9 protein-coding genes are annotated in these 13,554 nt (G+C 72.8%); 6 read left to right on the top strand and 3 right to left on the bottom strand.

Annotation, left to right across the window (positions count from 1 at the left end):
• Positions 1-5: 5 nt before the first annotated feature.
• Together AB0447_RS13205 and AB0447_RS13200 are read right to left on the bottom strand one after the other, a co-directional pair.
• Positions 6-2,312: a HAMP domain-containing protein gene (locus tag AB0447_RS13205; protein ID WP_366476699.1), complete on the bottom strand. Its 2,307-nt coding sequence runs from the start codon at positions 2,310-2,312 to the stop codon at positions 6-8.
• A 109-nt stretch (positions 2,313-2,421) separates the two neighbouring features.
• Positions 2,422-3,651 (bottom strand): CapA family protein, encoded by a 1,230-nt coding sequence (locus AB0447_RS13200; protein WP_366476698.1) that lies wholly within the window; start codon positions 3,649-3,651, stop codon positions 2,422-2,424.
• A gap of 105 nt (positions 3,652-3,756) precedes the next feature.
• Here AB0447_RS13200 and AB0447_RS13195 point away from each other — a divergent pair, with 105 nt between their 5' ends.
• Together AB0447_RS13195 and AB0447_RS13190 are read left to right on the top strand one after the other, a co-directional pair.
• Positions 3,757-4,641: a hypothetical protein gene (locus tag AB0447_RS13195; protein ID WP_366476697.1), complete on the top strand. Its 885-nt coding sequence runs from the start codon at positions 3,757-3,759 to the stop codon at positions 4,639-4,641.
• Between the two features lie 579 nt (positions 4,642-5,220).
• Positions 5,221-5,928, top strand: coding sequence for a Crp/Fnr family transcriptional regulator (locus AB0447_RS13190; protein ID WP_366476696.1), 708 nt, complete (start codon positions 5,221-5,223; stop codon positions 5,926-5,928).
• A 61-nt stretch (positions 5,929-5,989) separates the two neighbouring features.
• Here the strand turns inward: AB0447_RS13190 and AB0447_RS13185 are convergent, their stop codons facing one another.
• A complete protein-coding gene (locus AB0447_RS13185) occupies positions 5,990-6,595 on the bottom strand; it encodes a Pycsar system effector family protein (protein ID WP_366476695.1) in 606 nt (201 codons plus the stop codon).
• A gap of 279 nt (positions 6,596-6,874) precedes the next feature.
• On the opposite strand from AB0447_RS13185, the gene AB0447_RS13180 reads away from it, so the two are divergent.
• From AB0447_RS13180 to AB0447_RS13165, 4 genes are read left to right on the top strand one after another with little or no spacing between them, the layout of a single operon-like run.
• Positions 6,875-7,744, top strand: a complete 870-nt coding sequence (locus AB0447_RS13180) for a hypothetical protein (protein WP_366476770.1) — start codon at positions 6,875-6,877, stop codon at positions 7,742-7,744.
• The gene (locus AB0447_RS13175; protein ID WP_366476694.1) at positions 7,741-10,065 is read left to right on the top strand and encodes a hypothetical protein; all 2,325 of its coding nucleotides are present in this window, start codon (positions 7,741-7,743) and stop codon (positions 10,063-10,065) included. Before AB0447_RS13180 ends, AB0447_RS13175 begins: the two co-directional genes overlap by 4 nt.
• Positions 10,058-11,614: a hypothetical protein gene (locus AB0447_RS13170; protein ID WP_366476693.1), complete on the top strand. Its 1,557-nt coding sequence runs from the start codon at positions 10,058-10,060 to the stop codon at positions 11,612-11,614. Before AB0447_RS13175 ends, AB0447_RS13170 begins: the two co-directional genes overlap by 8 nt.
• Complete coding sequence (locus tag AB0447_RS13165) at positions 11,604-13,112, top strand: DUF4407 domain-containing protein (RefSeq protein WP_366476692.1); 1,509 nt, start codon at positions 11,604-11,606, stop codon at positions 13,110-13,112. Before AB0447_RS13170 ends, AB0447_RS13165 begins: the two co-directional genes overlap by 11 nt.
• Positions 13,113-13,554: the final 442 nt, after the last annotated feature.

Below are 13,554 nucleotides of genomic sequence, written 5' to 3'. Positions count from 1 at the left end.
GCGGGTCAGTTCCTTCCGGCCTGGGCGGCCCGTCCGGACCGGTCGGTGGTGCCATTGGCCTCCCGCTTGCGCAGCTCCTGCAGCTGCTGCCGGATCACTTCCAGGCTGCGGGTGACGGCGCCGACCTCGTCGTGGTGGCGCGGGAACAGGACGGTCCGGCGGTCGCCGTCCGCGAGGGCCTCGGCCCGCTGCGCGAGTTCGCGCAGGGCCCGGACCACGATGATGTGGAGCCAGCCGAGGCAGGCCACGGCGGCCGTGAGGCCGAGCAGTCCGGCGAGCACGGTGCGGTTCTGCAGGCTGTACTCGGGGATGGCGAGCCCCTTGGCGGGCTGCCAGCTGACCACGGTCCAGTTGAGCGGCTTGGCGGCTCCGCCGCCCGACATCGGGGCGGCGGCGGCGATGGTGATGCCGTCGCCGCGCAGCAGCACGCTGCTGGGGCGCGGGCCCTTGCCGACCTTCTGGTTGGCGCCGGTCACCAGGGCCCGCAGGTCGTCGTTCTGGAGCGGCTTGAAGGCCAGGTAGCCGTTGTTGCCGCCGATGACGCGCTGCTGGCCGTCGACGACGCGGACCTCGCCCAGACCCGGCCGCTTGAGCAGCGAGTTGAGGAAGTCGATGCGCAGCTCGCCGACGACGGCAGCGCCCTTGAGGCCGGGTGCCGCGGCGTACTCGGTGATGAGCGGTTCGTTGCCGGATTCGGTCAGGACCACCGGTTCGGCGGAGGGGCCCTTGCCGCGCGGGTGGCGCGGCGCGGCGCCGGCCTTGGCGGCGATGGTGCCGTCGGCGCGCAGGACGTACACGGACTGGTAGCGGCCGTGCTGGGTGAGGGTGCGTTCCAGGACGGCCGTCATGTCGGCGGGGGTGGTGCCCTCGCCGAGCAGCGATCCGACGGAGGTGAGGTCGGCGTGGCCCTCGTTGAGTGCGCGGCGGACCCGGTCGGCCATCGTGTCGGTGCGGTCGAGCTGGTCGTGGATGATCGTCTGCGGTACGGCGACGGACTCGCCGGCCCGGTTGAGGAGCAGCACCAGCGGCGCGGACCACAGCAGCAGCAGGGCGCCGCAGAGCGCGAGCAGGGAGCGGGCACCGATCCGGCCCCGGACGCGGCCGGGGTCGTGGGCCGCCTGCTCCTCGGAGGATTCGCCGAGCAGCTGGCGGCGCAGCCGCTCCAGGGCGGTGCCGATGCGGGCGGCCTCGCCGTACTTGGGGCGGGTGACGGGGCGCTTCAGGTCGCCGCGGCTGAGCCGGCGGCTCTCCAGGAAGAGCTGGAGCAGCGGCCGCTGCACGGTGCCGATGAGCAGCGCGATGGCGAGGAAGCCGATGACCAGCAGGGCGCCGGCGGCGACGATGCCGAAGAACCGGTTGTTGGCCGCCCCTTCGTCCTCGGTGACGTTGAGGAGGGAGATGACGGTCAGGCCGAGGGCCGTGGCGTCGGTGCCCTTGCCGGCCTCCGGGCCGGTGAGGGAGGCGTAGCCGACGACGGTCCGCTCACCGTTGTGGGAGGGGCCGAGGAGGCTGCCGCTGACGCCGAGGAACCCGCCGCCACCGGGCTCCTTGGTGGTCAGCGGGTGGGCCTTGGACTTCTTCGCGGCGGTCTTGGCGTACTTCTTGAGCTGGTTGCGGGCCCGCTCGGTGTCTTCCTTGACCTCGTCCGACTGGATCTGCTCGTCGTTGGCGAGGCCGTCGCTGCTGAGGATCTGGCCGCTGGAGTCGGTGACCGCGATGGCCCGGAACTTGCCGAGGCTGATGCCGGGGAACTTCAGGCTGCTGGAGGCGATGAGCAGCTTCTGGGGCTGGCCGGGCCAGGACAGGACGGCGAAGGTGAGGAGGCGGGTCTCGCCGTTCTCCAGCCGGACCATGCGCGGGGCGAGGCCGTCTTCGTCGTTCAGTTTGGTGCGGTCGATGGCGGTCAGCGGGAGGTTCTCGCCGCGCTGGGCCTCCAGCCGGCCCGACTTGATCTCGATGACGGCCGTGCCGCGCCACTTCTGGTACACGTTGCCGAGCTTGTCGAGCACGGTGTCCGCGGAGACCGGTGCGCCCGCGTTGAAGAGGTTGGCGGTGCGGGAGAGGTCGGTGATCGACTCGTCCAGCGATGCGCGCAGAGCGATGGAGCCGTCCTCGGCGAAGTGCTGCTGCGAGGTGCGGACCGCCTCGGGGACGGAGTCCTTGCCCACGCTGCCGAGGTGGAAGGCGGTGAGCGCGGCGAGGGCGAGCAGCAGTGCGGACAGCGCGGCGATGGGAGGCCGGATGCCGCCCAACAGCGACATGTCCGCCCTGCGGCGGACCTTGTGCTGCCGCTTCGTGCGCGACGCGGACAACGGACACTCCTCTACGTGATGTGGCTGGGCGGCTCGAGCCGCTGGGGGCCGGGTGAGCGGATGCGGTGGCGCCGGTTCCCCGCGTCGGCGGGTCCGGGCGTTCGGTCACTCAGTCCGGCAGACCCGCCAGGGGCTTCAGGCCGTCCTTGCCGCCGCCCCGGTTGAGCAGGGTGCCCTGGGTGCGGTCGTAGGCGAGCCGGTAGCGGGCGCGCCGCTGCTCGCTCAGGTCTCGGCCGTCCTTGAGGGCGGTGGCGAGGTCGAGCAGACGGTGGTCCTTGACCTGGCCGGCCTCGAGCGGCTTGACGCCGGTGTCGGTCTGCTCGGCGTCCGGCGGCAGTTCCACGAAGGTGGGCACGTAGCGGGGCTGTACGTCCCAGGTGCCGTTCTTCTCGGCGAACTCGAACCAGCCGATGACGCCCTCTTCGGACAGGCCGCTGGGCACCGCGTGGCGGGCGAGCTGGTTGCCGAGGCCGTAGGCGATCCAGGTGTCGCCGACCTTCTCCATGGGCTGGACGACGTGGGCGTGGTGCCCGATCACCAGGTTGATGCCGGTCTTCTCGGCGATCTTCCTGGCGAGGCTCAGCTGGAGGCCGTTCGGGGCGGGCTGGTGCTCGGTGCCCCAGTGGATGCTGAGGATGACGACCTCGGCGCCGGCGGCGCGGGCGGCCTTCTCGGCGGCGGAGATGGCGTCGAGCGAGGTCTTGTTGACCAGCCAGGGCTTGTCCGCGGGGACCTGGCGGCCGTTGAAGCCGCCGGCGAAGGAGAGCTGCGCGACCTTGACGCCCTTGACGTCCAGGATCAGCGGCTTGGTGCCCTCCTGCTGGTTGCGCGCGGACCCGGTGTGCTTGAGGCCGGCCTTGTCGAGGGCGGCCAGGGTGCTCCCCACACCGCCCTCGCCGTGGTCGAGCGCGTGGTTGGACGCGGTCGAGCAGGTGTCGTAGCCGATGTCCTTGAGCGTGGTGGTGATCTGCGGGGGCGCGAGGAAGTCGGGGAAGGTCTGGAACGGGCCCTCGGGCTTGCCCAGTACCGGCTCCATGTGGCAGATCGCCAGGTCCGCCTTGCTGATGACCGGCTTCACCCCGGCCATGATCGCGCCGAAGTCCATGCCCTTCTTGCCCGCCGCCTTGGCGTCCTGCTCCGCCTGCGTGGTCAGTTCGGGGTGGATCAGGACGTCCCCGGCCGCGGCCACGGTGAAGGATCGCCCGCTGCCGCCTCCCGCCTTGGCGCCGTCCGCGGAGTCGCCCGAGTCTCCCAGGAGTCCACAGCCGGTGAGGGCGGTGGCCAGGAGGACGGTGAGCGCCGCTGTGCGGAGCGTGACGGTGGAGGCGGAGTTCTTCACTCGGTCTATTTTTATATGACCATGACTCCATCCCCCGCAAAACGAATAACGATTGCAATAACTTTCGGTGCCCTCGCCGTCATTGGCTTGATTGTGGTGTACGTCATGCTCTTTGGGGGGCAACCTTCCGACGAGAAGCGTGTCGACCCCGCGTCACAGCAGCCGGCCGGGGTCGACCTGGAAAAGCGGATTACCGAGTTCACCCTGGGATTCGGCGAAAGGGGCGGGTACCGGATACCCACCAAGCAGGAGCGGCTGACGATCACTCAGGGCGTCGCGCTGCTGCTGGACGGCCGGCCCGAGGAGGCGCGCGAGCGACTGGCCGAGGTCGATTTCGTCGTGCATTCGTTCACGGACACGGTGAGCGGGCGCCGCTTCGCCGAGGTGGCGGACGGGGCCGCCCGGGGGGACGGCGCGAACCGCGGCTGGGGTCGGGTGTACCTGGACCTCGGAGCCAAGCCGAGCTGGATCGTACAGGTCCCGCACCCGATCGCCGACCAGGAGACCGAGCGGCTCGGGGCCCGGGTGCTGCGCGGGGCACCCGGCGGAGTGATGGTGCTGGCCGGCGCCCACCGTACGGCGGGCCGGGGGGACGCCGCCGACGTGGCGCACCGTACGGACTCGGTCTTCCACAGCGTGATCGGGGAACTCATGGAGCGCCGCCTGCCGGGGGTCCAGCTGCACGGGTTCGCAAACGAGTCCTTCCCCGAGTTCGACGCGGTGATCTCGACGGGGGCGGGGGACCGCGCGGTCTCCGACGCCAAGCTGCTGTCCAAGGGGCTGTCCGGGGAGGGGCTGGAGGTCTGCCGCGCGTACGCCCGCAAATGCAAGCTCGCGGGTACGTCGAACGAGCAGGGGCAGGTGGCGGCCGAGGAAAGGCTGCGCTTCCTGCACATCGAGCTCAGCCGGCGCGTACGGACCGACGACGGCCGCCTCGACGACGTCACCGAGGCGATATCCGTCCTCACTCAGCGTTGGTCCGCTTCCTGACCGGGTGCATTCTGGGGAGAGGTGTGCATACGATCCGAATAGTCCGATTGAGTGCTTCCCCGAGGGAGTGACGGCGGGATGACTAAAGAGCAGAAGCGGCAGGACCTTGCGGCGCCCCCGAAAGCCCAGGATCCGATTCGTCCCCCACGGGTGCAGGGGCACGGCCACGGCTTCGAAGGTCCGGTGCGGAGCAAGGTCAAGGGCGGAGTGCATACGAAAGCGGCCCTGAAGCGGTCCGGCTCACCCCAGGGCGACCGCATCGGAGAGCGGAGCAAGGGGCTGAGCTAGTCCCGGCGCGTGCCCAGAGCCCTTCCGGCCCAGTGGGCGGAAGGGCTTTTTCCGCGCCCGTCCGGCTTTAACGGCTTTGCAGCTGCATACCGGGCAACCGTTACAAAACCTACGCACTGCGCACACATCGTCTCCGTACGCCCGTCGCGAGACGAGGCTGCGCCGGCCTGCTCTCCGCCCGGCCGCGGCCGTACCCTGTCGCTGTCCGGGAGTCGACCCGATGCCCGGCCGATGCCCGTGCCCGTGCCGATGCCGGGCCCGGTGACCGATGCGACTGCCGAGGGGGCCAGCGTGCCGCTCCAGCCAGGCCCCGAGCCGATCCCGGAGTGGCCGGCGCGCAGTCTGCTGGCCCTGCTGTCGCCGCCGGCCCGCCGGGAGCTGCTGGCCACCGGCACCGAGGTGCGGTTCGGGGCGGGTGCCGTGCTGCTCACCGAGGGCGCCCGGGACCGGCACGCCCTCCTGCTGCTGACCGGCCTGGCCAAGGTCACGGCCACCGTGGAGAACGGGCAGGCCTCGCTGCTGGCGGTGCGCGTCGGCGGGGACACGGTCGGCGAAATGGCTGCCCTGGACGGGGCGCCGCGCTCGGCGACGGTGACCGCGTGCGGCCCGCTGACGGCGCGGGTGATGCAGCCGGCCGCGCTGAACGACCTGATGGTGCGCCGGCCCGAGGTGGCCATGGCGCTGACCCGGATGGTCGCGGACCGGCTGCGCTGGGCGAACCGGCGGCGGCTGGAGTTCCGCGGCTACCCGGTCAAGGTGCGGATGGCCCGGCTGCTGGTGGAACTCGCCGAGCGGTACGGGCGGCAGGGGTCCGACGGGGTGGTGGTCGGCTGCCGGCTCACCCAGCCCGAGATCGCCGCGCTGACCGGGGCCGCCGAGACCACCATCCACAAGGGGTTGCGCGAGCTGCGGGAGGAGGGCCTGCTGGAGACCGGCTACCGCACCACGACCATCCGGGACCTGGCGAGGCTCCGCAAACTCGCCGACCTCGCGGGCTGAGGGGTACGGCGTACCGACCCGGCGTACGGGCCCGGCGTACGGGCCCGGCGTACGAGGAGGCTCAGCCGGCGAACCAGGGCCGCAGCAGCACGCACAGCCCCGCACTGGCCCCCATCACCGCCGTGCACACCACCGACGCGGCCAGCCAGCGGTACTTGGCGACCGCGACCCCGGCCAGGAACCGTACCGCCGAGGACAGTTCGCGACGGGCCGCCTCCCCGTCCGGGCGCCGCTCCTCGGCGCTCCGGCCGCCCGCCGGCAGGATGTCCGGACCCGCCGACAGCCGGCGGAAGCTGTACGGGTTGGCCTCGGCCGGCTCCCACACCCGCGGCCGCAGCGCCAGTGCCAGACTGGCCGCCCCGCCCAGCAGCCCGGCGGCGAACAGCACCAGCAGCGCCCCGGCGAGCAGCCCGGACACCCCGCCGCGCTGCCAGCCGTCCACGGCCCGGCCGCTCCAGGCCCCGGCGGTGGTGACGAGCGCGGCCTGGACCGCGGCCAGGATGCCCGCCTTGGAGTCCGCGTGCTGGTGCGTGCTCTGCAGCGACCCGAGCATGAACTCGGCCGTTTTGAACCGGTCGGGTCCGGCCGCGGCAGCGGCCGTTGCTCCGGTCGTTGCTCCGGTCGTTGCTCCGGTCGCTGCTTCGGTCGGGTCGGGCCGGTCAGGCATGGGGCCACCTCCTGGGGGAACGGATCCGCGTACTCCCCAGTGGGCGCCGACCCGGCCGCCGAGACCAGTCACTTGTACGGGATCCCGGCATCCCGTACTTCCACGTGGTGTGGCCGGGAAGCGCCCGGTACCACTGGCCGTGAGCCGCCGTAGCACGGGCGGAAAACCGGGACAGACCCGGAACGATTCTGTGCGGCAGTTGTAACAGCCATACGGGTTGGGGGAGTTGTGGCGTGCGGCATCCTTTCTCTCCCGAGACCACGTGGAGGAGTGTGCGTGATGACAGTGAGCGGCACCGGGGCCGGCGGCGGCACCGCAGGAGTGTTCGGGCGCAGGCTTCTGCTGGCCGTCGACGCGAAGGGTTACGGCCGGGCCGGAGCGCTCCTCCAGGGCCAGTACCAGGAGGCCATCCCGCGGCTGCTCGGCGAGGCCGCCGAGGCCGCCGGACTGGACCGGGCCCGGTGGGCACGGCAGTTCGCCGGCGACTCGGAGTTCGCGGTGCTGCCCGAAGGGGCCTCGGAGCCCGCACTGGTGGACACCTTCATGCGGGCGCTCGAAGCCGGACTGCGGGCCTTCAACAGCACCCGGCTGCGGGAGGCCTGGCTGGAGCTGCGGGCCGCCGTGCACTTCGGGTCGGTGACTCCCGGCGCCAACGGGTTCGTCGGGAAGGCGCCGGTCGAGATCGGCCGGATCCTCGACAGCGTCCCGCTGCGCACCGCGCTGGCGGCGGCCGAGGACGCCTGTCTGGCCGTCGCCGTCTCGTCCACCGTGTTCAACGACGTGGTCCGCGAGGCCTACACGACGATCCGGGTCAAGGAGTTCCGGGAGGTGCGGATCGAGGCCAAGGAGCACTCCGGCCGGGCCTGGATCTGGGTGCCCGGGTACGACGTACACCTCCTGGACCTGGACGGTGCGGCGCGGACCGGCGAGCTTCCGGCTCCCCGTCCCCTCGCGGGGCGGGAGCCGGGGGAGGGGGAGGAGCCGGGCCCCGGATGGGGGGAGGGGCCCGGCTCCGCCGGCCGGGCGGCGGACCAGCCCGCACCGTCGGCGCCGGCGCAGCCCGGACCGCCCGCGGGTGACTCGGTCGTCCAGCACTTCCACGGCACCGTCGACGCCGGCGCCGGCAGTGTGTTCGGGATCTCCAAGTGAGCGGCCCGGGCGAGGAGGACCAGGACCGGGAGCTGGACGCCCGGGGGCCGGTGCGGACCGCGGGCGCGGAACCCCCGGGCGAGCCACCTGAGCCCCAGGACCCCCAAAAGCTCCAGCCGTTACGCGAAGACCAGCGCCCGGACGCGCGGTTACGCGAAGACCAGCGCCCGGACGCGCGCCCGGACCCGCGCCCACCGCGGCCGCGCCGGGAACAGCCCGCGGGCGAACGGTCGGCCCCCGACGGCGAGTTCGCGACCGTACTGAACTACGTCAGCCAGTCCTTCCACGGCCCGCTGAACGCGCCCCAGGCCCACTTCGGCATCGCCACCGACACCGGGTCCGCCCCCGGCGGCCGCCGCCGGGCCACCGGCCGGATCGACGCCGGCGAGATCGACACCCTGATCGGTTCCTACGTCCCGCCGGACCCCTTCGAGCGGGCCGTCGCGGCGCTGGCCGAGGACACCGTGGTGGTGCTGGTGGGGCCGCCCGGGACCGGCAAGCGGTCCGGGGCCGTCGCCCTGCTGAAGGAGGTCGCCGACAGCGCCACCTATGTGGTGCTGTCCCCCGACAACAGCCTGGAGCAGCTGGCCGAGCGCACCTTCGAGAAGGGCATCGGGTACGTGCTGCTGGACCGGACGAGCGAGGGCCCGGCGGCCGCCCAGACCGCGGACTTCGACTGGCGGCGGGTCCGCGACCAGGTCCGGGGCCACGGCGCCCACCTGGTGGTCACCACCGTGCACGACCCGGAGGGCGGCCCGCCCGAGGCGGTCCGCCACATCGGCTGGAGCGGCCCGGACCTGGCCGCCGTCCTGCGGCTGCGGCTGCGTACCGGCGGCCACGAGGAGGAAGAGGTGGCGGCGGCGGCCGCCCTGATGCCCGCCGAATGCACCGTCGCCGAAGTCGCGGCGGCCGCCGGCCGGATCCTCGCCGGCGCCGAACCGGCCCTGGTGTGGCGCGAGTACGGCAGCGACGCCGCCCGCCCGGTGCGCGACTGGTTCACCGGAACCGACCGGTCCCTCCAGGAGATCGCCGAGATCACCACCCTGGCCTTCGTGACCGGCGCCGGGCGCCGGACCTTCGAATCGCTGCAGGAACTGCTGGAACCCCGGCTGGTGTCCGCCTTCCCGCCCGAACCGCCGCCGCCCGCCGCGCCCGGCGCCGCCCCGGGCACCGCCCCCGGCGAGGCCACATCGCCGCCGCCACCGGCCGCAGAACCTCCCCTCCCCGCGCACCGGTTCGCCGACCGGCGCCGCTCCCTCCGCCGCAATGCGCTCGTCGCCACCGAGGAGCAGGTCCAGGAGCAGGGCTCGCCCACCCGCACGGTCGTGGTGTTCCCCAGCCCCCAGTACCGCCTGTGGGTGCTGCAGGAACTGTGGGCCAACCACTCGACGGCCTACTGGGACGGCGTACGGGAATGGCTCGGCCAGGTGGTCGCCGCCGGCCCCGGCCAGGGGCTCCAGATGTCCGTGGCCTCGGGTCTCGCCCTGCTCGCCCACCCCGCGTTCGACGAGGTCGCCGACTGCTACCTGCTGCCCTGGGCGCGCGGCGAGGCCGGACCGGCGGGCCGGTCCATGGCCGTGCAGGTGCTGTCGTGGATGGCGCTGGACACCGGCCTGGGCGCCGCGGCGCTCACCCTGGTCCGCAGCTGGGCGCAGTCCGGGGACCGCGAGCTGCGGACCACGGCGCTGCTGGCCTTCAGCGGCCTGCTCGGAATGACCTTCCCCACCGATGCGGTCAAGTGGCTGTGGCACCTGATCAGCCAGTGGCAGGGTGCGCCGCTGTCCACCGAGCCGATGCTCGCGCTGGCGCAGCTGTTCGCGCTGCTGACCGAGTACGAGGAGGACGTACGGGTCGTCCTGGACGCCCTGGTGTACCGGCTGCGGAAGCAGGCCCGGACCCATGTCGCCACCCACCTCAAGGTGGTGACCTTCGGGACCGTGGGCCTGGTGCTGGCCGCGGTGGACCAGCGGACCCGGGCGCCGGCGGTGGCGGTGCTGGCCGGCCGCGGTTCGCCGGCGCTGAGGAGTGTGGCCGAGCTGTGGACGGGCGTGCTGTGCCACCGCCCGTTCCGCAGCGCGGCACTGGCCTCGTTGTACACGGCGCTGTGCGCGCTGCCTGCCGTGTGCGAGGACCCGCGGGCCGCTGCCGGGCGGCTGGGGCGGGAGATGGGGGCGCTCCTGCCCCCGGATGAGCGGTCACGCCTGGACCTCGTCCTCCGAAGGGTCGCGGGCCGCCCCCGCCCCCAGGTCGCCGAGATCGTCGACGGGTTCCTGGCGGCCGTACAGCGGAGCGAGAACGAAGGACTGAGGCGCCATGGCTGACAGATACCCCCTGGTCGAGCAGCGCGAGTTCGGCCCGCCGGGGCAACGGGGAAACTGGCTGCACAAGCGGGCCAGCCGGGAGCCGGCCGACCTGCCGCGGCTCCGCGCGCACCAGGTGCTGGTCTACCGCGTGGGCGAGGAGTACGTCGAGGACCACGGGCTGCGCCGGCCGGACGACGAGGTCGTCGTCGGGGCGAGCTCGGTGAGCGTGGTCGACCGCCGGGTGGCCGTACCGCTGGTGGTGGAGACGCCCGTACCGTCCGCGGAGACCGGCGCGTTCACCCTGCGGGTGACCTTCCACTGCACCGTGACCGACGCCTGTGCCGTCGTACGCGACGGGGTGGACGACGCGGAGCCGCTGGTCCTCGGCTACCTGCGGGAGATCCCCGGGCTGGCCGAGGAGGGCAAGGACCTGCCGGTCAACCAGTCGCCGGAGATGCGCGACCGGGTGTGGAGCCGGCTGCGCGCGTACGCGGAGCTGGTGCCACAGCCCGTGTCGGGCCTGCGGATCCGGCCCGTCACCGTGGACGTCCTCACGCCCGAGGAGTTCGCGGCGCACCGGCGCGCGGTGGAGGAGGCCGAACGCGCCCGCGAGCAGAACCGGTTCGAGGCGACGCTCGCCGAGGAGCGGGCCCGGGCGGAGCACGAACGGCAGCTGCTGGAGCGCGACCTGCTCCGGGAGCAGCGGCTCACCGAGGAGCGGTACCGCCAGGAACAGGCGCTGGCCGAGGAACGGCACCGCCAGGAGATGGAGGAGCTCCGGTCCGAGTACCAGCACCGGACCGAGGAGGAAGAGCTGGAGCACCGGCTGAAGGGGGAGCGGAAGACCAACGCGCACGGCCGCGAGGAGACCGACGAGGACCTCAGGGCGTTCGGCTACGACCCGCTCGCCGCCCACTACCACGCCTTCCGGCGCGGCGAGATCTCCGCGGACACCCTCGCCCAGCGGCTGCACGAGGCCGCGACGGCCGAGGCCGCCCGCCGGTCGGTGAAGTCCGAGCGGAAATGGCAGCAGCTGGAGCGGGAGGAGGAGCAGACGCGGGAGGCCCTCCGGGTCCGGCTGGAACGGGAGGACCGGCTCAAGGAGCTGTCCCGGCAGGACAGCCGGGAGGAGGCGGCGGCCAAACGCCAGGAGGAGACGCGCCGCTGGGAGCAGCAGCGGGAGGACGAGCGGCAGCGCCGGCTGGAGGAGCGCGAGGACGCGCTGCTTCAGCGGCAGGAGCAGCGCGAGTGGCGGGAGAAGATGCTCACCGCGAAGTACGACCTGACGAAGCGGGTGATCGACCGCGGCCACGGGGACGACGCGCACCTGGACGTCACCAGCCTGATCAACGATGTCGGCGAGTCCCACCTGGCGGCCGCGCAGGCGGCGTACGCGCTGGCCGAGGTGCCGGGCGAGGAGCACCGGGTGGAGCGCGCCGACACCGGCTCCGGCGCCGGGCGGGACGCGGGCGTGGACCGGGGCCCGACGGTGGACGTGACGGTCACCGAGGACGGCGACGGGGACCGCGACCTCGGCGAGTGGGGGAGGGAGGAAGGTGGCCGCTGACGCACCGATCCGCCCGGCGGACGACATGGACTTGGCGGACCGCACGGACCGCACGGACCGCACGGACCGGCCGGACCGGCCGGACAGCACGGACCGGCCGGCCGGCCTCGACTGGATGCCCGCGCCGGAGAGGGATCCCGTGGCGGCTCCGGGGGCGGTACCGGGGGTGGTTCCGGGGGCGCGCCGCGCCCGCCCGCGCCGTGCGTCCGGCCGGCGGGGCACGGGTGGCCGTCGACCCGGCCCGGCGGTCCTGCTCCGCAGCCTGATCGGGGTCCGCGAGGACGTCCTCGGCTGGGTCCCGGAGGAGCGCACCCGCTACACCTGGTACGGGGCCATCGTCCTGAACACGGCGCTGCTCGGCGGGGCCTCCATGGCCCTGGCGATCGCCACGATCAGGGACGAGCTGCCGCTCGCGGTGGCCTTGGTGGTGGCGGTGATCTGGTTCTGGGTGGTGCTGGCCGTGGACAGCTGGCTGGTGTCCAGCACCCACGGAGTCCCGGCGAAGGGCCGGCTCCGCTCCCTCCTGCCGCGCCTGTTCCTCTCGGTCCTGCTGGGCCTGGCCATCGCCGAGCCGCTGCTGTTCCAGATCTTCGACAAGGAGATACAGCAGGAGATCGCGGTCGGCCACCAGCGGGAGGTGGAGTCCTACCGGGGCAGCCTGATGGCCTGCAACCCGGTCGACGGCACGGCGACGGCCGGCCGGCCGGAGTGCGCCGGGTTCCAGCTGAACGTACCCGGCTCGCCGGGCGCACTGCGCGAGCAGATCACCCGCAACGCCGCGGAGGTCAAGGAGCGCCAGGCCCAGGTCACGGCGATGAACAAGACCCTCGCCGACAAGATGGCCACCGAGCAGCGCGAATGCGACTACCGGACGAAGTACGTCTGGAAGAACGGCGGCCGGGACGTCACCGAGACCTGCAAGCGGGCGCGCAAAGACGCCACGGCCTACAGCGAGTCGAGCCAGGCGGACAAGCACCAGAGCGACCTCACGGCACTGATCCAGAAGGGCCGCGACCTGACCGCCCAGGAGGCCACGGCCGGTGAGACGTACCGCCCCGCCCTGGTCAAGGCCATCGACGACCGCACCCGCAGCCACGCCCGGTCGCTGGACGACGACGGCCTGCTGACCCGAGCCCACGCCCTGGGCGCGGTCGCCTGGTCGGACTGGTACGCGGGCTTCGTGGCCGTCCTGCTGCACATCCTGCTGCTGACGGTGGACGCGATGCCGGTCCTGGCCAAGCTGATGAGCGGCCCCACCAGCTATGACCGGGCCCTCACCGCCCGCCTGGAGGCGGGCCGCCGCCGGCACGCGGAGGAACTCCAGGTCCGCCACGCCTGCGAGGCCTCCGACCACGAGGCCCGCCGCCACCGCTCGGAACGGGAGGCCGCGAACCGCATGGACTCGGTGGAACACGCCTACCGCCTGGAACAGTCGGAACGCGCCCGGGCCTTCCACACCGAACTCAACGCCCGCGCGGCCCGCCTGCGCAACCCGTGAAAAAAGACCCCCAGCCGTGACCGGCTGGGGGTCTTCCCACTGGTGCCCCCGGCAGGATTCGAACCTGCGACACCGCTTTAGGAGTTCGATCTATCCACCACAGCGCGCGCCCCACCGGCGCGCACTCGGCTCGTCGACAACCGCCGAACACTGCTGCCGTGCAGGCCGTTGATGTCAGCACTGGATGTCACCGGAACAACTGCGGCATGGGACAGACCTCCAACGGATCGCCCGGCCGATCGGCCCAGTGCCACCACACATGCCGCCGGCCACACTTCCACAGCGCCCGACACACCCGCTGGCCATCGTCCTCCCGCCCACAGAGCACGAATCCACCAAACTTCAAGGGCTGGCTGCACTCGGGGCAGGCGGAAGCGTCGCTGGTCATGCGGCGCACCTTAACGGAGGCGCTACCGCAGCTCTGTACTATTTGCAGTCGACC

This window comes from Streptomyces sp. NPDC051211, from assembly GCF_040689505.1.
Classification (GTDB): domain Bacteria; phylum Actinomycetota; class Actinomycetes; order Streptomycetales; family Streptomycetaceae; genus Streptomyces.
Note: the sequence above shows the minus strand (reverse complement) of the source record. Positions and strands in the feature narration are given on the sequence as shown.

Bases quoted from the DNA above. Each gene is read 5' to 3' on its own strand.
- AB0447_RS13195 (WP_366476697.1), top strand. From the start codon at position 3,757: ATGCTCTTTGGGGGGCAACCTTCCGACGAGAAGCGTGTCGACCCCGCG.
- AB0447_RS13185 (WP_366476695.1), bottom strand. From the start codon at position 6,595: ATGCCTGACCGGCCCGACCCGACCGAAGCAGCGACCGGAGCAACGACC.
- AB0447_RS13180 (WP_366476770.1), top strand. From the start codon at position 6,875: ATGACAGTGAGCGGCACCGGGGCCGGCGGCGGCACCGCAGGAGTGTTC.
- AB0447_RS13170 (WP_366476693.1), top strand. From the start codon at position 10,058: ATGGCTGACAGATACCCCCTGGTCGAGCAGCGCGAGTTCGGCCCGCCG.